Here is a 19,009-nt window from a genome sequence, read left to right as displayed (position 1 = left end):
ATCCAGGGGGTCAGGCAGGTGGTGCCCCGTTCCGGCGGGCCGTCACGGGCCCCACGGCACGTCCGGCGCCCGGAAGAAGGTGACGTCCTGGGCGTCCAGCCGCGGGCCCTGGGCGGCCAGGCGCAGCCGGTACGAGGTCCAGTCGCGGCCGGCGGCCGGGGACCAGCCCAGCTCCGCCAGCCCCAGTACGCGCGGGAAGGCCATCAGCTCCCAGTCCCCCCGCGTCGCGATGGTCTCCGTCCACAGCGGGGCCTCCACCCCGAGGACCGAAGACTCCGGGAGGCCCGTCATATAGGTCCCCGGGTCCCAGTCGTAGGCGCGGCGCACCGGCACGTACCCGGCCCAGGCCAGACCCGGCTTCGTCTCCTTGTCGTACTTCATGTCCAGGTAGAGCCGGTCCGCCGGGGACAGGATCACCGGGCTGCCGGCCTTGGCGGCCGCGGCCACCGCCGCCTTCTCGGGGGCCGCCGTGCGGTCGTGTCCCCAGTACTGGAGCACCGCTCCCGGGGCCGGGCGGGCCGTCGCGAGCTGGTGCCAGGCCACCACCGTCTTGCCGTGCTTCGCCACGACCGCCTGGGCGCGGTCCATGAAGGCCGCGTAGTCCGCGGCGGGCGTGGAGTGCGCTTCGTCGCCGCCGATGTGCAGGTACTTGCCGGGGGTCAGCTCCGCGAGCTCCCCCAGCACCTGGTCGATGAACTCGTAGGTCCGCTCCTTGCCCACGCACAGCGAGCTGAAGCCGACCTTGATCCCGGTGTAGTGCTCGCGCGCCTTGCCGTCGCAGTTCAGCTCGGCGTAGGCGGCCTGTGCGGCGTTCACGTGGCCGGGCATGTCGATCTCCGGGACCACGTCCACGTACCGCTCCGAGGCGTACGCCACCAGGTCCCGGTACTCGTCCTTCGTCCAGTGCCCGCCGGGTCCGCCGCCGACCTCGCTCGCGCCCCCGTGCTCCGCGAGCCCGGGCCAGGAGTCGATCGCGATGCGCCAGCCCTGGTCGTCGGTCAGGTGCAGGTGCAGGGTGTTGACCTTGTACTGCGCGAGCTGGTCGACGTACCGCTTGACCTGCTCCACCGTGAAGAAGTGGCGGGCCACGTCCACCATCGCCCCCCGGTACGCGAAGCGCGGCGCGTCGGTGACCGTGCCGCCCGGCACCGTCCCCGGACCGGACACCGGCAGGAGCTGGCGCAGCGTCTGGCCGGCGTGGAAGAGCCCCGCGGGCGTGCGGGCGGTGAGGGTGACCCCGCCGGGCCCGGACTCCAGCCGGTAGCCCTCCTCCCCCGCGCCCTCGGCCCGTTCGTCGATCCGCAGCCGGATCCCGTCGCCCTCCACTCCGTCGACCACGGGCAGCGGCAGCCCGCTGGGGCCGCGCAACTGCTCGGCGAGGAGTTCGCCGACCCTGCGGACCGCCTCGTCGTCGGTCAGGCCGGTACGGATGACCGTGCCCGGACCGAAGGCGTAGCCCGGGCCTTCGGCGTGCGCGGAAACGGGAGCCGGCAGGAGCCGTTCGTAGGGCGCGAGCACGACGGGGGGCTCGGAAGCTGCTCGACGGGGTCGGGCGTCGTCCCCCCTCGCGGCGCTGCTGCAGGAGGCGGCCGCGGGGACGGCGGCGAGGACGAGGAGGGCGGCGAGCATGCGTCGCGGGACTCTCATGGGCCTAGGTATAGGCCAACCGGGCTCGTGGGGCCGGTGCAAGAATCCAAGGATGGCGGAAATCATCCAGAAGGACGGCACATGGACCTTCGACGGGGACGCGGTGCGCATCGTGCCGGGCCGCGACAAGGGGGTGAGCCTGCTGCGCCAGACGCTGGGCGAGGTGCTCGTCCCGCTGCGCGCGCTGGCCGGCATCTCCTTCGAACCGGGGCGCCAGGCGGGCCGGCTGCGCCTGCGGCTGCGTGACGGCGCGGACCCGCTGCTCCAGGTGACGGGCGGCCGGCTGCCGGAGGCCTCCGATCCGTACCGGCTGACCGTGGAACCGGACCGCGGCGGGGTGGCGGAGTACTTCGTGGACGAGGTCCGCAACGCCCTGCTTCTGGACCAGGTGGATGCCGGGTCCGCCGACTCCTACCTCCTGCCGGGCCCCGCGGTGCCGATCACGGTCGACGCGGGCGAGGGGACCGTGGCCTTCGACGGGGACCGGGTGTCCCTGGAGTGGAACTGGATGGCGGAGGAGGCGAAACGGTCCGGCGGAGTCCGGGAGTTCCGGGTCGCGGACCTGCGGTCGGTGGAGTGGGCCCCGGCCCGGGGGCTGACGAACGGGTTGATCCGCTTCGCCCTGGCGGGCGCCCCCGCCCAGAGCGCCCCGCCGAAGTACGACCCGTACACGGTGGAGCTGTACGGCTCCAAGAAGTCCCACCTGATGGCGCTGGTCGCGGCTGCCGTGGTGGTCCGCATGCCCCACCCGGCGGCACCCGCGCCCGGGCCCGAGCCCCTGCCCTCGCTTCCGCTCCCGCTCCCGCTCCCGCTCCCGCCCGGGACCCTCCCGGCCCCTGCTCCGGCTGCCGCCCCGGCTCCGGCCGCCGGCACCGCCCCGGCAACCGACCACGACTCCCTGCTGCGCCGGCTGCGCGAGCTGGGAGAGCTGCACCAGGCGGGGATCCTCACGGCCGAGGAGTTCTCGACGGCGAAAGCGGCGATTTTGGGTCGTTTCTGAGCATCTAGTACCGGAATTCACCCCTCCCCTGGTCCAGACCAGCGCGATCCTGCCCGATTTCGGGCAGGATTTTTGCGTTCTGCGGCCGGTACCGCCAATATCGACGGATGCCCGACCGCCGCCCGTCGCACGACGACCTCGTCGACCACTTGGTGCGCAGCACCTCGCTCCAGCGGGGCGAAGCCGCCCGAGTGGTACTCGACGTCCTCGCGTACTTCGACGAGAGCACCGAGGAGTTCGTCCGTCGGCGCCACCGTGAGCTCCAGTCCGGGGGCGCGGTCAACGCGGACATCTTCGAGCGGATCGCGGCCGAACTGCCGCACCGCGCCGTGGCACCGCCGGAGCTCTCGCTCCGGCAACTGCGCCGCATCGTCTACGGCTGAGCACCACCCGCCGGGGATCCGGACAGCGGCAAGAGCAACCGAACTTCAGGAGGGGAAAGACCTTATGTGCGGAATCGTGGGTTACATCGGCAAGCGTGACGTGGCACCGCTGCTTCTGGAGGGCCTGCAGCGACTGGAGTACCGCGGCTACGACTCCGCGGGCATCGTCGTCAACAGCCCGAAGGCGGCGGCCCTGAAGGTCGTCAAGGCCAAGGGCCGCGTGCGCGAGCTGGAGTCCCGGGTACCCAAGCGCTTCGCCGGCACCACCGGCATCGCCCACACCCGCTGGGCCACCCACGGCGCCCCGAGCGACCTCAACTCCCACCCGCACCTGGACGCCGACAACAAGGTCGCCGTCGTCCACAACGGCATCGTCGACAACGCCTCCGAGCTGCGCGCCAAGCTGGAGGCCGACGGGGTCGCCTTCCTCTCGGAGACCGACACCGAGGTGCTCGTCCACCTCATCGCCCGCGCCCAGGCCGACACCCTGGAGGAGAAGGTCCGCGAGGCGCTCAAGGTCGTCGAGGGCACCTACGGCATCGCCGTCATGCACGCCGACTTCCCCGACCGCATCGTCGTGGCCCGCAACGGCTCCCCGGTCGTCCTCGGCATCGGCGAGAAGGAGATGTTCGTCGCCTCGGACATCGCCGCGCTCGTCTCGCACACCCGCCAGATCGTCACCCTCGACGACGGCGAGATGGCGACCCTGAAGGCCGACGACTTCCGGACCTACACCACCTCCGGTACGACGACCACCGCCACGCCCGAGACCGTGGAGTGGGAGGCCGCCTCCTACGACATGGGCGGCCACGACACGTACATGCACAAGGAGATCTCCGAGCAGGCCGACGCCGTCGACCGCGTCCTGCGCGGCCGGATCGACGACCGCTTCAGCACCGTCCACCTGGGCGGCCTGAACCTGGACCCGCGCGAGGCGCGCGGCATCCGCCGGGTCAAGATCCTGGGCTGCGGCACCTCGTACCACGCCGGCCTGATCGGTGCGGGCCTCATCGAGAGCCTGGCCCGCATCCCCGCCGACGCCGAGCCGGCCTCGGAGTTCCGCTACCGCAACCCGGTCGTGGACCCCGACACCCTCTACATCGCGGTCTCCCAGTCCGGTGAGACGTACGACGTGCTCGCGGCCGTGCAGGAGCTCAAGCGCAAGGGCGCCCGCGTCCTCGGCGTGGTCAACGTGGTCGGCTCCGCGATCGCCCGCGCCGCCGACGGCGGCGTGTACGTGCACGCCGGCCCCGAGGTCTGCGTCGTCTCCACCAAGTGCTTCACCAACACGGTCGTGGCCTTCGCGCTGCTCGCCGTGCACCTGGGCCGCATCCGCGACCTGTCCGTCACCGACGGCAAGCGGATCATCGACGGCCTGCGCAAGCTGCCCGCGCAGATCCAGGAGATCCTGGACGGCGAGGAGGACATCAAGAAGCTGGCCGCGGAGTACGCCGAGGCCAAGTCGATGATGTTCATCGGCCGCGTCCGGGGCTACCCGGTGGCCCTGGAGGCCTCCCTGAAGCTCAAGGAGATCTCCTACATCCACGCCGAGGCCTACCCGGCCTCCGAGCTCAAGCACGGTCCGCTCGCCCTCATCGAGCCCTCGCTGCCGACGGTCGCGATCGTCCCGGACGACGACCTGCTGGAGAAGAACCGCGCCGCGCTCGAAGAGATCAAGGCCCGCAGTGGCCGGATCCTGGCGGTCGCCCACACCAAGCAGGAGAAGGCCGACCACACGATCCTCGTGCCCAAGAACGAGGACGAGCTGGACCCGATCCTGATGGGCATCCCGCTGCAGCTGCTGGCGTACCACACGGCCCTGGCCATGGGCCGCGACATCGACAAGCCGCGCAACCTGGCGAAGTCCGTCACCGTCGAGTAGGTCGCGCAGACCTTGTAGGTCACACGCGCACGAGGAAGGCCCCCGGGGATCCCCCGGGGGCCTTTTCGTACGGTGCGCGTCGTGCGCCGTACGTCCTACGTGGTGCTGCGTGGTCCGTCAGCTCGCGGCGACCGCGCCGCGACGCGAACCCTTCCCGAAGGCCATCGGCCAGCTCGCCAGCGCCGCGGTGGCCCCGTACCAGGCCAGCAGTCCGGCGAGCGCCGCCACCCAGCCGGCCGCCTTGGCCAGCCCGTCGCTCTCGGCGAAGGTGCCTATCGCCAGGAGCAGCAGGGAGAGGGTGAACAGGCCGTACACGCCCTGCCCGAACAGCCCGCCCGAGGCCGCGGCGGTGAGGGTCAGTGCCAGCATGGCGAACAGCACGAGGAACATTCCGGCCGCGTCTGCCGAAACCTTTCCGTCGGCCCCGTTGGCCCAGATGAACCAGAAGGTGCCGAGGCCCGCGAAGGCCGTGCCGTTGAAGCCGTTGCCGCCGCGGTACTCGAGGACTCCGAGGACGAACAGCGCGAGGCCGCCGAGGTACATGGCGAGCGACACGGAGTTGGCCGCGGTCACACCGTCGATGATGCCGGTGGTACCGATACCGAACGCGAGAAGGGTGAGACCCAGGGCGATGTGCCCGAGGGTCGAAGTCGAGGCCGTGCTTCCCGCAGAGACACCATTGTCCACGGCGGGCTCCCTTCGATCTGCAGTTGTTTGCTGCGTCCCAGCAGCCTTTATCTACCCCTTACATGGGGGTGCACAACCGCACAATCGACATACAGTCGGTTACGGGATGACAACGACCGGTCGCTGCGCCCGCTTCGCCAGCCGGCCCGCCACCGATCCGAAGATCCGGCCGACGATGCCGTGCGTGGAGCCGACCACGATGGCGTCCGCCGAGTACTCCCGGCCGACCTCCTCCAGCTCGTGGCAGATGTCCCCGCCCCGCTCGACGAGGATCCACGGAACCTCGGAGAGGTAGTCCGCGCAGGCCAGCTCCAGCCCCAGCACCTCGGTGCGGTGGTCCGGCACGTCCACGAAGACCGGCGGCTCACAGCCCGCCCACACGGTGGTGGGCAGCCGGTTCGCGACATGGACGATGATCAGACCGGAGCCTGAGCGACGCGCCATCCCGATCGCGTACGCGAGGGCGCGCTCACTGGACGTGGATCCGTCGAAGCCCACCACGACCCCGTGCCGGAAGGCCGGGTCGCAGGGATGACGTGGTTGTTCCACCGCGCGCAGGTCGGCCGATTCGGGGTCGGCGAGGCGTTTGCGCTTACGGTCCGCGGGTTCGGAGAATTCGTGACCGGCCATGGGTGTCTCGGCGAAGAGGTCCTCAGGGGAAGGGACAAGGGGGCGGGGCGCCAGTAGGCGGAAGCGACGATTCAAGCGGGACGATTCCAGAAAACGACAACTCAGTGTGACCGAGCTCTGTCCGGGAAGCATCTTCCCAAGCCCATACCCACCAGGGTACGGCGACACTCCTGTGCTGCACAGGTCATGCCGCCCTTGGAGAGCGTCCCAGGGAGCATGCCGCAGCCACGCCTCCTTGGCAATGTCCGCTGCCCCCTACAGCCAGTGACCAGGAGCACCCCATCGGGTGTGCGCCACCCGTGCGCGCAGTGACCGAGCCGCGCCGCACGCCGTTGGACAGGAGTCCGACCGTCCAGGAAGAGCCCGCAGGGAGCACGCCGTGCCCGGTCATCCGGTTCACCCCGTCCAGCCCGCTCAGTCGCCCGCTCAGCCGACGCAGTCCGTCCACACGCCACCCCCTCCCCTTCACTCGTCCGTGCAGGCCGCTCGGCGACCCCACGGGGACCCCGCGGGTGACGTGGTGCGATGGGCCGCCTTCAGCTGCCTGCTCGTCCCCGTGGTCCTCGTCGTCTACGGGACCTCCTTCGGCGGGGCCGCCGTCGCCACCCTGGGCCTCGCCGCCGTCACGGCGGCCTGCCGGGTGCTGCTGCGCCACTCCGAGCGGACGGAGCGCAGTGCCGCCCGGATCCTCGCGGAGGACCGATTGACGCCCTCGCATCGGGGCCGGCACTCGCGCGCCGGGGCCGGGGGCCAGCGCGGATGTCAGGTTTCCTCTGGGATGTCCCCTCAAGACTGACTTATTCGCACATCCACACCCGCATGTTTTCAGCCAACTTCCCGGCAGGTCACCCCCCTTGCCGGAATGTCCCCCCACCCCCCTCACCATCAGCGACTACGGCGCCACAGGGGGTCTTTGACCCTACGAGTACTGGCCATGGCCGGACAGTGCGCTTTCCACCCGGGTAGCGGAGTGGAACGCTTCCTGATCGAATGCTTTTCGCCAAGTTGCCAAGTCGACATAGCGCTGCGTGCTGAACTTGTCACGCCGACACCACGGGACGCAGTAGATTCGATCATGTATTTACGGCGGGGGAGCCACGTGCAAGGCCGAGGGGATACGTGCAGGTGCGACCAGACCAAGGAGTCGCGACACCCAAGGGGGGCTTAGCGCCATGAGCCAGGATTCCACCGCCGTCGTCGTAGACGGCAGGAAGCTCGCGGGGCGTCGCCGCAGGGAGATCGTCGCGGTGCTGCTCTTCAGCGGCGGACCGATCTTCGAGAGCTCCATTCCACTTTCCGTGTTCGGCATTGACCGGCAGGACGCGGGAGTTCCACGCTACCGATTGCTCGTGTGCGCCGGTGAGGACGGTCCGCTGAGGACCACCGGCGGACTCGAACTGACCGCGCCATACGGGCTGGAGGCGATCGCCCGGGCAGGCACGGTCGTCGTTCCCGCGTGGCGTTCCATCACCTCGCCTCCGCCGCCGGAGGCGCTCGAAGCGCTGCGTTTGGCGCACGAGGAGGGGGCCCGGATCGTCGGACTGTGCACGGGGGCATTCGTGCTCGCCGCCGCCGGTCTGCTGGACGGCCGGCCCGCGACGACGCACTGGATGTACGCGCCGACGCTGGCCAAGCGCTACCCGTCCGTCCACGTCGATCCGCGCGAGCTGTTCGTCGACGACGGCGACGTGCTGACGTCCGCGGGCACCGCGGCCGGAATCGATCTGTGCCTGCACATCGTGCGCACGGACCACGGCAGCGAGGCGGCGGGAGCACTGGCCCGCAGGCTCGTCGTCCCGCCGCGCCGCACGGGTGGCCAGGAACGCTACCTCGACCGGTCGCTGCCGGAAGAGATCGGCGCCGACCCGCTGGCCGAGGTCGTCGCCTGGGCCCTGGAGCACCTCCACGAGCAGTTCGACGTGGAGACGCTGGCGGCGCGCGCCTACATGAGCAGGCGCACGTTCGACCGGCGGTTCCGCTCGCTCACCGGCAGTGCGCCGCTGCAGTGGCTGATCACCCAGCGGGTGCTTCAGGCGCAGCGGCTGCTGGAGACCTCCGACTACTCGGTCGACGAGGTCGCCGGACGCTGCGGGTTCCGCTCGCCGGTCGCGCTGCGCGGGCACTTCCGCCGCCAGCTGGGGTCCTCCCCGGCCGCCTACCGCTCCGCCTACCGGGCCCGCCGCCCGCAGGCCGACGTGGTCCAGGTGGCTCAGCTGTCGGATTCGCCGGTCCCGCACCAGCGCACTCCGCAGCCGCAGCGGGCGGCCGCGGCCCTGGCCGCTTCCGGTCCCACGGTGACGGAGCTGTACGCCCCGGGCCGGGTGCTGCGCGAGCACGCGTAACAGAGGTCCCGGGAAGGTCCCCCGCAGCAGTGGTCACCTCGGTGGTCACCGTTGCGGGGGACCTTCCGCATAAGGTGGGGCGCATGAACGATCGCATGGTGTGGATCGACTGCGAGATGACCGGGCTCTCGTTGACGGACGACGCACTTATCGAGGTGGCCGCACTGGTCACCGACTCGGAGCTCAACGTGCTCGGCGAAGGCGTGGACATTGTGATCCGCCCGCCGGACGCGGCCCTGGAAACCATGCCCGACGTGGTGCGCGAGATGCACACGTCGTCCGGCCTGCTCGACGAGCTGGCCGGCGGGACCACCCTCGCGGACGCGGAGGCACAGGTCCTGGCCTACGTACGGGAACACGTGAAGGAACCCCGCAAGGCCCCGCTCTGCGGAAACACGGTCGGCACCGACCGCGGCTTCCTGCTGCGCGACATGGCCGCGCTGGAGGGGTACCTGCACTACCGGATCGTGGACGTGTCCTCGATCAAGGAGCTGGCACGCCGCTGGTACCCGCGCGCCTACTTCAACAGCCCGCCGAAGAACGGCAACCACCGGGCGCTCGCGGACATCAAGGAGTCCATCGCCGAGCTGCGCTACTACCGGGAGGCCGTCTTCGTACCGCAGCCCGGTCCGGACTCGGACACGGCGCGCACCATCGCCGCCAAGCACGTCGTCCCCGGCGCCTAGCACCCACCGGAGAGGGGTGCGGACAAAGGGGGGAGCGAGCACCCTCCCGGACCCTGTACCCTTTTCTTCGGCCGGTCGGTTTTCCGACCGGACATGGTGGGTGTAGCTCAGTTGGTAGAGCACCTGGTTGTGGTCCAGGTGGCCGCGGGTTCAAGTCCCGTCACTCACCCTGTGGGAAGGCCCCGGTACGCGAAAGCGGACCGGGGCCTTCCGCGTTTCTCAGAACAGCAGGTTGTACCTGCCGAAGCCGGTACCGAGGACACTGACCTTCACCCGCGAGCCGAACGGCTTCGCCGCGACTCCCGTGCCCTGGTACAGCCACAGGTTGCCCGACTTGTCCCGCGCCACCATGTCGGCCTTGCCGTCCGAGGTCAGGTCACCCGGCGCCACGATCGAGTCGTAGATCTGCCAGCCGGTACCTATCTGCTTCCTGGCCGAGAGCGGCTTCGCAGCCACCCCCGTGCCCTGGTAGAACCAGAGGTTGCCCGCCTTGTCCCGCGCCACCACGTCGGCCTTGCCGTCACCGGTCAGATCGGTGCCGCCGACGAGCTGGTCGTAGATGTTCCAGCTGGTGCCGACCTTGACCCTGCTCCCGAACGGCTTCGCGTCCAGGCCCGTGCCCGGGTACAGCCACAGGCCACCCTCGGCGTCGCGCGCCAGCAGGTCCGCCTTCTTGTCGCCGGTCACGTCGGAGACGCCGACGAGCGCGTTGAAGATGTTCCAGCCGCCACCGACCCGTATCCGGTCCTTGTATATGGAGCCGTCACCGGAGGTCGGGTGGAACCACAGCACCCCGGCCTTGTCCCGCCCCACCGCACCCCGCCCGGTGCTCTGCACGGTCACCGGCTCCAGCCGGGTCAGCGCGGTGTACTGGCTCCAGTCGAAACTGCCCCCGACCGGGTCGACCGGCGTGAACGGCTCGGCGGCCTTGCCCGTGCCCCGGTAGTCCCACAGACCGCCCTCGGCGTCCCGGCCCACGAGCCGGAATCGCTGGGTCACCGGGGTGGAACTGGCGACGGCGAAGTCCGAGGTCTCCTCCGGGTTGCCCGTGCCGGAGGTGTACACGTCGTAGACCGCAGTGGTGCGCACCTTCCATGCCGGCGCGGTCGCCTCCGCCGTCAGCGTGTAGGTGAGCGTGTAGTCGCCGGGCTTCTTGATGTCACACGCGAGGCCGTCGAACAGGCCCCATTCCTGGGAGCAGCCGGCCCCGGCGGCGCCACCGGCGTCGAACCCGGCGGCGACCTTCAGCTCACCGTCGTCCCAGCGCCGGAAGCCCGGTGCCGGGGACGGATACAGCCGCAGCCGCCCCTTGTCGACAGCGTGCAGCTTCACCGTGTGCTTCACGAAACCACCGGCCGGCAGCGTGGGCGTCGAGAGCGCCATCGTGTTCTGCGCGACGTGTGCGTTGCTCTTCACCGTGACCGTCGCGTGTGCCCGGCGCGGTCCGATGTCCTTGGAGCCCGCGGTCTGCGCCTCCTTGATACCCGCGCTGATGCTGGCCCCGCGCGGCACGTAGACGAGGCCGTAGTAGGCCGTCGCGCCATCCGGCGCGGTGGCCGCCGTCGCTATCCGGGGCGTCGGGTGACCCCACTCCTTCACGTCACACAGGTACACCCCGGCGATCCCGGCCTTCGGCGCGCACTCGTCCGTCGGGTCGACGCTCAACCCGGTCGGCACCCCGCCGCCGGTCCAGCCGGCATCCGTGAGGGGCTTCTTGCTCAGCGCGTAGATGTACGTACCGTCCGGCTGTCCGCCGTTCTGCCCACCCCAACCGGAGGGCGACAGCTCGATCCGCTCCTCGCCGGGCATCAGGACCTTGTCCACGACCGGGTCGAAGAAGAACGTCGGGTCCCCGGCCGCCACGGCCGCCCCCGCACCCAAGACACCGCCGGTGACGAGCAGCGCCACCGCGCTGCCGATACTCAAAAGCCTTCGCATGCTTCCCCCCTGCAATCGATCAATCGGCGGACGCTAACACGCACCTCTGCCGACGGAGATGCCTGGGGCCAGGGAAGACGGCCCTACGCCCGGAATGCGTCGGCATGATCCACCGACCAGGTCTCGAAGGTGCGCGGCGCGTGCCCGGTGAGCCGTTCGAGGTCGTCGGTGAGATCAACGGGGAGGCCGTCCGAGGCGGACCAGAAGTCGAACAGGGCCTCCGCATACGGGCCGGGTATGTAGCCGTCGACCTCGGACTTCCACTGCTCGCGCGAGACCGGCTCGAAGGGTATGGGGCGGCCGAGAGCGTCGCCCAGTATGGCCAGCTGGGCGGCGAAGGTCAGCGTCCGCGGCCCGGTCAGGGTGTACGCGCGCCCTCCGAGCGAGGGGTCGGTGAGGACCGCGAAGGCGGCTTCGGCGAGGTCGGTCTCGTGGACCGGGTCGCTGTACGCACCGGGGTACGGCAGGTGGACCGGACGGCCCGATTTCATCGGCCAGGCCCAGCCGAGGGCATTGCTCGCGAAGGATCCGGGGCGCAGCAGGGTGGTGCGCAGCGGGGAGGCGAGCAGGGCTCGTTCCACCGCGAGGTGGGAGGCGGCGAGGGGGCTGTCGGCGGCGTCGGGGGCGAGGACCGAGGAGGAGGACAGGAGGACGACGTGCTCGACGCCGGCGCCGACGGCCTCCTTCACGAAGGCATCGATGGCGGCGGCCTCGGCGTAGAGGAAGACGGAGCGGACGCCGGCGAGGGCTTCGGGGAAGGTCGCTGGATCGGTGAGGTCGCAGCGGACGGTGCCGGGTGTGTCCGGCGCGCGGGATGCGAGGCGGTGTGGGACGCCGTGGGCGGCGAGGAGGGACGAGAGACCTCGGGCGACGGAGCCGCGGCCCCCGGTGACGAGGGTCTGCGGCGTCTTCGACGCGCTCGGCGTGTTCGACGCGGTCGGGGTGTTCGGAGTGTTCGGGGTGTTCGACATGGCGGATTCCTGCTCTTCCTGTTCTAGACTGAATACGTGACGCAGATTCTGTGTGACGCAATCTCTGCGTCACACAGATAAATTTGGACCACGGAGAAGCCCATGTCAACCGATTACGCTCGTTCGAGTGATGAGTGGACCCGCGCCGAGCTGCTCGCGCGCATCGTCACCGAGAGCCAGCGGCACTACGCCGACTACTCGCTCTTCAACCAGGCCATGGCCGACCACGTCGGCCTGCACCCCACCGACATGCAGTGCGTGGCCCTCCTCGACATGGAGCCCGCCCCGGTCAGCACCGGTGACATCGCCCGCCTCACCGGCCTGACCTCCGGCTCCGCCACCCGCCTCGTGGACCGCCTGGTCAAGGCCGGCACCGTCGAGCGGCACGCCGACCCGAACGACCGCCGCCGCTCCCTCGTCACCCTCTCCCCCACGGCCCGCGACCGGATCGGCGCCGCCTGGGAGACTCCCGGCCGCGCCTTCGGCGCCGTTCTGGCGAGCTACTCCGACACCGAACTCGCCGTCATCGCCGACTACCTGCACCGCGCCGCCGAGGTCGGCCGCGCCCAGGCCAAGCGGCTGACCTCGGGGGACACCGCCTGAGACCTACCGAACCGGCCGGTCCGGCGCTAGCCTCCCGCCCAACGGGCAACGGCGCGCGCCGGAGAAACGGGAGGGTCGGCGTGCGGCTGGAGGTTGTCCATGTCCACGCCCATGCCCACACCCGCGCCCACTCCCCCACCCACACCCCCATCCGCCCCCGCCGGCTTCCGCGGGGTGTTCGCCCTCGGCGGCCGTGCCCTGCCCGTCTACGGGTTCCTCGCCCGGCTCCCCGCCGCGCTGTGCCCCATCGGCACCCTGCTGCTCATCAACGAACGCGACGGCATCGGTGACGCCGGGGCCATCGCCGCCGCCCTCTGGCTCGGCCAGGCCCTCGGCGGCCCGGTCATCGGCCGGCTCGCCGACCGGCGCGGCCACCGGCCCGTCCTGCTGGTCGCCTGCGCCGCGAACGCCGCCGTGCTCCTCGCCCTCGTCGCCGCCGTCCTCGGCGGGCTTCCGCTCGCCGCCCGCATCGCGCTGGCCGTCGCCGCCGGTCTCACGGCGGCGCAGATCGGGCCGCTGGCCCGGGCCCGGTGGGCGCGGCTGGCCGGAGAGGACAAGGCCCTGGTCGGGGCCGCGCTCTCCTTCGACACCACCCTCGACGAGGTCGGCTTCATGGTGGGGCCCGCGCTGGCCGGGATCCTCGCGGTGACCGTCCATCCCGCGTCGGCGCTGCTCCTCGCGGCCGCCCTGGGCCTGGTGTTCGGGACGCTCTTCGCCCTGCATCCCACGGCGCCCGGCCCGACGGGACCGGGCGCCGCCGCGCGGGGCGACGTACGACTGTGGTCTCCGGGGCTCGCGCTGCTGTTCTTCGTGGCCGTCCTGCAGGGCGCCGCGTGGAGCGGGGCCAATACCGGGGTCAACGCGCTCGCCGTGGCGGTCGGCTCCCCCGGGGCCGCCGGGCTCGTATGGGCGGCCATGGCCGTGACCAGCTCGATCGCCGGCTTCGTGACCGTGGCCCGGCCCGGGACGGCAGGCCTGACCGTCCGGCTGCGCCGGACCATCGCCGTCCAGGCGCTGCTGACGCTGCCGCTGCTCGCCGTCTCCGGCCTGTGGGGCGCCGCCTTCGCCGTCGCCGGCATCGGACTGGCCGTCGCCCCGCACCTCATCGCGCTCTTCGGCCTCGTGGAACGGGCCGGTCCCGCGCGCCGGATGGGCGAGGCCATGACCCTGGCCGGCAGCGGTCTGATCATCGGCCAGGCACTGGCCGCAGCGGCCGCCGGTCCACTCGCCGCGGCCTACGGGTACCGGGCGGCCTTCGCCGTCTCGTGCGCGGCCGCGGCCGCCTCCGCGGTGCTGGCGTGGGCGGCCACCGACCGGGTACTGGGGCCGGTCCCGGGACCGGCCCGGGTGCCGGGGCTCAGCCCGAGCTCTTCATCGCCGCCAGCCCCTTCGCCAGGTCCTCGGCGTTCATCACCGGGGCGACCTCCAGCTCGGCGTTGAACTGCAGGAACAGGTCCTCCATCAGGGGCGGCATCTGGGCGCTGTCCTGGAGGTCGAAGACGATCCAGCAGGACCGGACGCCCTCGTGGAGCCCGAAGTAGGCGGCCTCCGGCTTCACGGTGTCCATGAGCTTCTTCATGGCCGCCGGAAGGGCGCCGCTCTTGATGCCCTCGTTCGTCGCCGCCGTGTCCATATGGGCCCTGAGCATGACTCTCATGCGCGGCTCCTTTCGTCACGGCCACCCTGAGCTCGGGTGCGGGAGGCGGCAACATCTCCGCCTCCGTCCGGGCGCCGCGCTACTCCGTCCGGTTCGCGCCCTGGATGTGGAAGTTGAAGTCCGTGTGCCCGAGGCTCCCCATCAGCCGGAGCCAGATCGGCAGGAGCATCTCCGTACCGCGCGCCGTCTCGATGCCGCCCAGGTCGATGACGGTGTGCTCGCGCCAGTCGAAGGAGTACAGGAGCTCCCGTACGGCCTTCTTGGCCTCGGCGTCCTCACCCGAGAGGAAGACGGTGTGGTCGCCGGGGACCCTGGCCGGGTCGACCATGACCTGGCAGTTCATCGTGTTCAGCGTCTTGACCACGCGCAGCCCCGGGAAGGTCCGCTGGATCAGCTCGCCCAGGCTGTCGCTGTCGACCGGGTCGAGGCCGGGCGGGAAGCCGCGGGAGAAGTCCAGCGGGTTCGCGATGTCGATCAGGATCTTGCCGTCCAGGTGCGCGGCGTCCGCCGCCGTCAGGGCGGCCACGCTGACCTGCCCGCCCGTGGCGTTGACGAGCACCTCGCCGAACCGCGCCGCTTCCGCGAAGGGGGCGAGGACCGCGGCCGGGTGGGCCTGCTGCCACGTGGCGTACTCGTCGCGTTCGAGGGTGGCCGCGGGGTCCCGGGTGCCGATGACGACCTCGTGGCCGAGGGAGAGCAACCGGGCGGCGACCGTACGGCCGACGATCCCGGTGCCGAGGACTGCGTAGCGCATGACGGCTTCCCCTCACAGACGGAAAAGAACGGAAGGAACGGAAGGAATCAACGAGAAGGGCGGCCCCACTCAAGCAGGTCGTACGGATTCCCGCGCCGGGCGGCGTCGACTCCGCGCCAACCTCAGCTAGTCCAGGATCCCCACGTCGTAGAAGAACTGATAGCGCGACGGGTCGTCCGGCAGGAACCAGTGGAAGCCCTCCTCCAGGAAGACGGCCACGATGTTCACCGCGATCACCAGCCCCAGGAACCACAGCGCGGCCGTCCCCACCGCGCGGTACGGTCCCGGGTCCTGCGCCGGGACGGCCCGGTCCGCGGTGGCGTGGGCGAAGGCCAGGACGATGCCGACGGCGACGACCGAGGCCTGGAAGAGGATCCACGCCCAGACGTAGAGGTGCAGGCCGAACACCTCGCTCCCGTAGCCCTTGTCGCCCGGCAGGACGTGCAGCATCGTCTGCCGCCACGAGGCGAACGAGCCGGCGATCACGGCGACCAGGGACAGGCCCCAGCCCATCATGTAGTCGCGGCCGGTCACCGCCCCGCGCGACAGTGCCGTCCGGATGATGTGGGCCGCCCCCATCGCCGCCAGCAGCATGAACATCCGCTGCACGATGCAGAGCGGGCAGGGGTACTCCCACATGCCGAACTGGTAGAAGAGCCCGCCGCACACCACCCCGGTCCAGCCGATGGCGAAGACGCACGCGAACCAGAACTGGACCCGGCCCAGCAGGCCGCCCTCCAGGGAGGCCTCCGGGAGGAGGCTGGACATCGCGGCCACGGTCAGTAGCTCAAGGTGAGGGCGAGGCCGCTGGTGATGTGGTGCGCCATCAGCAGGATCACGGCGAGGAGCATGAGCCACCAGGCGCCGAGCACGACGAACCTCGGGGCGTCCCGGTACATCGAGATCAGGGTGGCGAGGAGGCCGCCGAAGATGAGGGTGTCCATGGCGCGGACCGTACCGACAGGGGGACATTCCGGGCGGGCGGCGCGCCCCGGCCGCCCGCAGGGTTACGTCGGTTACGTCAGTTGCGTGGCCTACGCCGGTTGCGTCAGTTGCGCCCGGTGCGTCGCCTGCGTCAGTTGCGTCGCCGCTTGCGTCGGCTGCGTCCGGCGCGCCCCGCGTCTCCCCGCGTCCGCCCGTCCAGCGCGATCCACACCCGCACCTCGGTGCCGCCGAGCACCGAACGCCCCAGCCGTACGTCCCCGCCCGTCGACTCCGCGACCCGCCGGACGATGTCCAGCCCCAGGCCCGTGGACCCGTCGCGGCCGCCGTCGTTGCCGCGCCGCAGGGCCGCGTCCGGATCGGCGATGCCGCCTCCCGCGTCCGAGACGAGCACGATGACCGCGTCCCCGGCGTCGTGGACGTCCACCGCGAAGGGGGTGCCCTCGGGGGTGTGCCGGAACACGTTGCCGAGCATGGCGTCCAGCGCCGCGGCCAGTTCCGGCCGGGCCACGGGGATCCGTACCGTACGGTCGACCCCCGCGAGCCGCACCTCGCGGCCCTCGTCCTCGGCCAGCGCCGACCAGAACCCCATCCGGTCGCGGATCACCTCGGAGGCGTCGCAGCCGGCGCCCGGCCCCTGTGCGGCGGCGGACCGCTGCTCGCGGGCCGTACGGATGATCGTGTCGACCTCCCGCTCCAGTTGCTCCACGGCCGCCCGGGTCTGCTCCGCCGCCGGGCCGTCGCCGAGCGAGGCCGCGTTGAGCCGCAGCACCGTCAGCGGGGTCCGCAGCCGGTGCGAGAGGTCGGCGGCCAGCTCCCGCTCGTTGGCCAGGAGTTCCACCACCTGGTCCGCCATCGAGTTGAACGCGACGGCCGCCGAGCGGAGTTCCTTCGGCCCGTCCTCCGGGACCCGCGCCCCCAGCCGCCCCTCGCCCAGCCGGTGCGCGGCGTCCGCGAGCCGCTCGGCCGGCCGCACCAGGCGGGCGCCGAGCCGGTCCGCGACCGCCACCGAGCCCACGACCAGGGCGAGGCCCACTCCGGCGAGGACCACCCAGGCGGTGGCGACGCCGTTGCTGACCTCGCTCTCCGGAACGAGGATCTCCACCACGGCGATGTCCCCGGAGCCGAGCGCCACGGGCTGGAGCAGCGCGAAGCCGCCGCCCGCCACGGGGGCCGTCGCGGCCCGCCCGATCCGCCGGACCTGGGAGACGGCGCGCTCGCCGGCCCAGCCGTCGCCGATGTCCACGCGCGGGTCGTCCCCGACGGCCGGGACGTGCACGGCCATCCGCCGGTCGGCGCCCATCTGCGTGGATTCCACGGCCTTGCGCAACTGCACCGGGTCGGTGGTGATGGACAGCGTCGGCCCGATGGTGGCGGCCTGCCGCTCGGCGTTGGAGAACGCCCGGTCGCTGGCCATCTCCTGGACGACGAGCCCGAGCGGTACGGCGAAGGCCACGACCACCATCACGGTGACCGCGAGGCACACCTTGACCAGCGCCCACCTCACAGCGGGCCCCTCACGCCGGCGGCTCCAGCTTCACCCCGACACCCCGCAACGTGTGCAGGTAGCGCGGGCTGGCGGCGGTCTCGCCGAGCTTGCGGCGCAGCCACGACAGGTGGACGTCGATGGTCTGGTCGTCGCCGTACGACTGCTGCCAGACCTCGGCGAGCAGCTCCCGGCGGGCCACGACCACGCCCGGCCGCCCGGCGAGGAAGGCCAGCAGGTCGAACTCCCGCCGCGTGAGGTCCAGTACCGCCCCGTCCAGCTCGGCCTGGCGGCGCAGCGGGTCGATGGCGAGGCCGCCGACGCGCAGCACGCGGGAGGGCGGTTCGGCCCCGGCGGAGGAGCGGGCGCGGCGCAGGACGGCGGCCATCCGGGCGGAGAGGTGTTCCACGGAGAAGGGTTTGGTCAGGTAGTCGTCGGCGCCGTCGTTGAGCAGCCGGACGATCTCCGCCTCGTCGTCGCGGGCGGTCGCGATGATGACGGGCACGTCGGTGATCCCGCGCAGCATCTTCAGGGCCTCGGCGCCGTCCAGGTCGGGCAGTCCGAGGTCGAGGATCACCACGTCGAAGCGGTTGTGGGCGACCTCGCGCAGCGCCTCCAGGGCGGTGCCGACGCTGCGCACGGTGTGCGAGGCCTCTGTCAGGTGCCGGATGAGGGCGGAACGTACGAACTGGTCGTCCTCGACCACGAGCACACTAGCCATGGCCCGCACGGTAGCCCATTCGGGGGATGGCGAGGGGTGCCGGGCCGGGTCTGGGACGGGTGGTGCAGTATGTCCCCCGATGCGACGAGGACTTGTCGGGAGAGCAGTCGGCCATGCGGGTGCGTGGACCCTGGCGACCGGGGCGGCGGTGACGCTGTCGTGGTGGGGCGTGCACTCGGTCATGTCCGGTACCGCCTACGATCCGCCGCTCGCGGTGCCGCTGGCCACGCAGCCCCTCTCCTCCTCCACCCACCGGGCGACGCAGCCGGAGCCCCTGCCGTCCCCGACACCCTCGCCGTCGCCTTCGCCGTCGCCGTCCGCGTCCGCGTCCACCGCGCCGGCCTCCCCTTCCCCCTCTGCCAGATCCTCCCCGCCGCCCACCCCCCGGCCGCAGCGGCAGGGGGCCGCGAGCGAGAACGTGAAGGCGTACAGCGTCTCGGGCGGCCGGGTCGTCTTCGATCTGGGCACCACCTCCGCCGATCTGGTCTCGGCGACCCCGCTGGCCGGGTGGCGGATGCAGGTCTGGAAGCAGCCGTCCTGGATCCGCGTCACCTTCACCCGTGACGGCCGCGAGGTGTCGGTGTTCTGCACCTGGCACGACCACCCGCCGCTGGTGGAGATCGTCGACCCCTAGACCGTCTCCTGGTGGCAGGGCCCGTCCTTCGGATCGGGACCGCCGG

20 protein-coding genes and 1 tRNA gene are annotated in these 19,009 nt (G+C 71.5%); 10 read left to right on the top strand and 11 right to left on the bottom strand.

Translation table 11 applies throughout. The annotated features are described in order from the left end of the window. Positions 1–42: 42 nt before the first annotated feature. Positions 43–1,647: a beta-N-acetylhexosaminidase gene (locus OHA37_RS24715; protein WP_266908588.1), complete on the bottom strand. Its 1,605-nt coding sequence runs from the start codon at positions 1,645–1,647 to the stop codon at positions 43–45. Positions 1,648–1,699: 52 nt separating this feature from the next. On the opposite strand from OHA37_RS24715, the gene OHA37_RS24710 reads away from it, so the two are divergent. From OHA37_RS24710 to glmS, 3 genes are all read left to right on the top strand, one after another. Next, positions 1,700–2,647, top strand: coding sequence for a DUF4429 domain-containing protein (locus OHA37_RS24710; protein WP_266908586.1), 948 nt, complete (start codon positions 1,700–1,702; stop codon positions 2,645–2,647). 107 nt (positions 2,648–2,754) lie between these two features. After that, a complete protein-coding gene (locus OHA37_RS24705) occupies positions 2,755–3,030 on the top strand; it encodes a hypothetical protein (protein ID WP_214951593.1) in 276 nt (91 codons plus the stop codon). Positions 3,031–3,094: 64 nt separating this feature from the next. Next, entirely contained in the window at positions 3,095–4,912 is a 1,818-nt protein-coding gene (gene glmS, locus OHA37_RS24700; RefSeq protein WP_266908584.1) for a glutamine--fructose-6-phosphate transaminase (isomerizing), read from the top strand. Between the two features lie 117 nt (positions 4,913–5,029). Here glmS and OHA37_RS24695 read toward each other — a convergent pair whose 3' ends face one another. Together OHA37_RS24695 and OHA37_RS24690 are read right to left on the bottom strand one after the other, a co-directional pair. Further along, positions 5,030–5,599, bottom strand: coding sequence for a GPR1/FUN34/YaaH family transporter (locus OHA37_RS24695; RefSeq protein ID WP_266908582.1), 570 nt, complete (start codon positions 5,597–5,599; stop codon positions 5,030–5,032). 99 nt (positions 5,600–5,698) lie between these two features. After that, positions 5,699–6,229, bottom strand: coding sequence for a universal stress protein (locus OHA37_RS24690; RefSeq protein WP_214951587.1), 531 nt, complete (start codon positions 6,227–6,229; stop codon positions 5,699–5,701). Positions 6,230–6,749: 520 nt separating this feature from the next. Here OHA37_RS24690 and OHA37_RS24685 point away from each other — a divergent pair. The 4 genes from OHA37_RS24685 (at position 6,750) to OHA37_RS24670 (ending at position 9,426) form a co-directional block, all read left to right on the top strand. Next, positions 6,750–7,025, top strand: a complete 276-nt coding sequence (locus OHA37_RS24685; RefSeq protein ID WP_443046211.1) for a hypothetical protein — start codon at positions 6,750–6,752, stop codon at positions 7,023–7,025. A gap of 376 nt (positions 7,026–7,401) precedes the next feature. After that, the gene (locus OHA37_RS24680; protein ID WP_266908578.1) at positions 7,402–8,571 is read left to right on the top strand and encodes a helix-turn-helix domain-containing protein; all 1,170 of its coding nucleotides are present in this window, start codon (positions 7,402–7,404) and stop codon (positions 8,569–8,571) included. Positions 8,572–8,654: 83 nt separating this feature from the next. Continuing rightward, on the top strand, positions 8,655–9,257 hold the full coding sequence (gene orn / locus OHA37_RS24675; protein ID WP_266877785.1) for an oligoribonuclease: 603 nt from the start codon (positions 8,655–8,657) through the stop codon (positions 9,255–9,257). A 96-nt stretch (positions 9,258–9,353) separates the two neighbouring features. After that, positions 9,354–9,426: transfer RNA gene (locus tag OHA37_RS24670), tRNA-His, on the top strand. Positions 9,427–9,476: 50 nt separating this feature from the next. Here OHA37_RS24670 and OHA37_RS24665 read toward each other — a convergent pair. Together OHA37_RS24665 and OHA37_RS24660 are read right to left on the bottom strand one after the other, a co-directional pair. After that, positions 9,477–11,195 carry an FG-GAP repeat domain-containing protein gene (locus tag OHA37_RS24665; protein WP_266908575.1) on the bottom strand — a complete coding sequence of 573 codons (1,719 nt, stop codon included), beginning with the start codon at positions 11,193–11,195 and terminating at the stop codon, positions 9,477–9,479. Positions 11,196–11,278: 83 nt separating this feature from the next. After that, positions 11,279–12,166, bottom strand: a complete 888-nt coding sequence (locus OHA37_RS24660) for an NAD(P)H-binding protein (RefSeq protein ID WP_266908573.1) — start codon at positions 12,164–12,166, stop codon at positions 11,279–11,281. Between the two features lie 102 nt (positions 12,167–12,268). Between OHA37_RS24660 and OHA37_RS24655 the strand changes: the two genes are divergently transcribed. Together OHA37_RS24655 and OHA37_RS24650 are read left to right on the top strand one after the other, a co-directional pair. Further along, positions 12,269–12,769 carry a MarR family winged helix-turn-helix transcriptional regulator gene (locus OHA37_RS24655; protein ID WP_266908571.1) on the top strand — a complete coding sequence of 167 codons (501 nt, stop codon included), beginning with the start codon at positions 12,269–12,271 and terminating at the stop codon, positions 12,767–12,769. A gap of 99 nt (positions 12,770–12,868) precedes the next feature. Next, positions 12,869–14,209: an MFS transporter gene (locus OHA37_RS24650; RefSeq protein ID WP_266908569.1), complete on the top strand. Its 1,341-nt coding sequence runs from the start codon at positions 12,869–12,871 to the stop codon at positions 14,207–14,209. Here the strand turns inward: OHA37_RS24650 and OHA37_RS24645 are convergent. From OHA37_RS24645 to OHA37_RS24620, 6 genes are all read right to left on the bottom strand, one after another. After that, on the bottom strand, positions 14,127–14,426 hold the full coding sequence (locus tag OHA37_RS24645; RefSeq protein WP_266908567.1) for a hypothetical protein: 300 nt from the start codon (positions 14,424–14,426) through the stop codon (positions 14,127–14,129). The genes OHA37_RS24650 and OHA37_RS24645 overlap by 83 nt on opposite strands. 79 nt (positions 14,427–14,505) lie before the next feature. Next, positions 14,506–15,180, bottom strand: a complete 675-nt coding sequence (locus tag OHA37_RS24640; protein WP_266908565.1) for an NADPH-dependent F420 reductase — start codon at positions 15,178–15,180, stop codon at positions 14,506–14,508. A gap of 126 nt (positions 15,181–15,306) precedes the next feature. Further along, the gene (locus tag OHA37_RS24635; protein ID WP_266908563.1) at positions 15,307–15,948 is read right to left on the bottom strand and encodes a disulfide bond formation protein B; all 642 of its coding nucleotides are present in this window, start codon (positions 15,946–15,948) and stop codon (positions 15,307–15,309) included. A gap of 11 nt (positions 15,949–15,959) precedes the next feature. Beyond that, positions 15,960–16,124 carry a DUF5993 family protein gene (locus OHA37_RS24630; RefSeq protein ID WP_266908561.1) on the bottom strand — a complete coding sequence of 55 codons (165 nt, stop codon included), beginning with the start codon at positions 16,122–16,124 and terminating at the stop codon, positions 15,960–15,962. Between the two features lie 131 nt (positions 16,125–16,255). Further along, complete coding sequence (locus OHA37_RS24625) at positions 16,256–17,629, bottom strand: sensor histidine kinase (protein WP_266908559.1); 1,374 nt, start codon at positions 17,627–17,629, stop codon at positions 16,256–16,258. 10 nt (positions 17,630–17,639) lie between these two features. Further along, a complete protein-coding gene (locus tag OHA37_RS24620; RefSeq protein WP_266908557.1) occupies positions 17,640–18,329 on the bottom strand; it encodes a response regulator transcription factor in 690 nt (229 codons plus the stop codon). A gap of 79 nt (positions 18,330–18,408) precedes the next feature. On the opposite strand from OHA37_RS24620, the gene OHA37_RS24615 reads away from it, so the two are divergent. Then, on the top strand, positions 18,409–18,963 hold the full coding sequence (locus OHA37_RS24615; RefSeq protein ID WP_266908555.1) for a hypothetical protein: 555 nt from the start codon (positions 18,409–18,411) through the stop codon (positions 18,961–18,963). The last annotated feature ends 46 nt before the right edge of the window (positions 18,964–19,009 follow it).

The sequence above is a fragment of the Streptomyces sp. NBC_00335 genome, assembly GCF_036127095.1.
Lineage (GTDB): Bacteria > Actinomycetota > Actinomycetes > Streptomycetales > Streptomycetaceae > Streptomyces.
The sequence above is the reverse complement of the archived record's forward strand: the minus strand, read 5'-3'. Positions and strand labels throughout refer to the sequence as shown.

Coding starts and splice junctions, on each gene's coding strand:
- OHA37_RS24715 (WP_266908588.1), bottom strand. CDS start 1,647: ATGAGAGTCCCGCGACGCATGCTCGCCGCCCTCCTCGTCCTCGCCGCC.
- OHA37_RS24710 (WP_266908586.1), top strand. CDS start 1,700: ATGGCGGAAATCATCCAGAAGGACGGCACATGGACCTTCGACGGGGAC.
- OHA37_RS24705 (WP_214951593.1), top strand. CDS start 2,755: ATGCCCGACCGCCGCCCGTCGCACGACGACCTCGTCGACCACTTGGTG.
- glmS (WP_266908584.1), top strand. CDS start 3,095: ATGTGCGGAATCGTGGGTTACATCGGCAAGCGTGACGTGGCACCGCTG.
- OHA37_RS24690 (WP_214951587.1), bottom strand. CDS start 6,229: ATGGCCGGTCACGAATTCTCCGAACCCGCGGACCGTAAGCGCAAACGC.
- OHA37_RS24680 (WP_266908578.1), top strand. CDS start 7,402: ATGAGCCAGGATTCCACCGCCGTCGTCGTAGACGGCAGGAAGCTCGCG.
- orn (WP_266877785.1), top strand. CDS start 8,655: ATGAACGATCGCATGGTGTGGATCGACTGCGAGATGACCGGGCTCTCG.
- OHA37_RS24665 (WP_266908575.1), bottom strand. CDS start 11,195: ATGCGAAGGCTTTTGAGTATCGGCAGCGCGGTGGCGCTGCTCGTCACC.
- OHA37_RS24660 (WP_266908573.1), bottom strand. CDS start 12,166: ATGTCGAACACCCCGAACACTCCGAACACCCCGACCGCGTCGAACACG.
- OHA37_RS24655 (WP_266908571.1), top strand. CDS start 12,269: ATGTCAACCGATTACGCTCGTTCGAGTGATGAGTGGACCCGCGCCGAG.
- OHA37_RS24650 (WP_266908569.1), top strand. CDS start 12,869: ATGTCCACGCCCATGCCCACACCCGCGCCCACTCCCCCACCCACACCC.
- OHA37_RS24645 (WP_266908567.1), bottom strand. CDS start 14,426: ATGAGAGTCATGCTCAGGGCCCATATGGACACGGCGGCGACGAACGAG.
- OHA37_RS24640 (WP_266908565.1), bottom strand. CDS start 15,180: ATGCGCTACGCAGTCCTCGGCACCGGGATCGTCGGCCGTACGGTCGCC.
- OHA37_RS24635 (WP_266908563.1), bottom strand. CDS start 15,948: ATGTCCAGCCTCCTCCCGGAGGCCTCCCTGGAGGGCGGCCTGCTGGGC.
- OHA37_RS24630 (WP_266908561.1), bottom strand. CDS start 16,124: ATGGACACCCTCATCTTCGGCGGCCTCCTCGCCACCCTGATCTCGATG.
- OHA37_RS24620 (WP_266908557.1), bottom strand. CDS start 18,329: ATGGCTAGTGTGCTCGTGGTCGAGGACGACCAGTTCGTACGTTCCGCC.
- OHA37_RS24615 (WP_266908555.1), top strand. CDS start 18,409: ATGCGACGAGGACTTGTCGGGAGAGCAGTCGGCCATGCGGGTGCGTGG.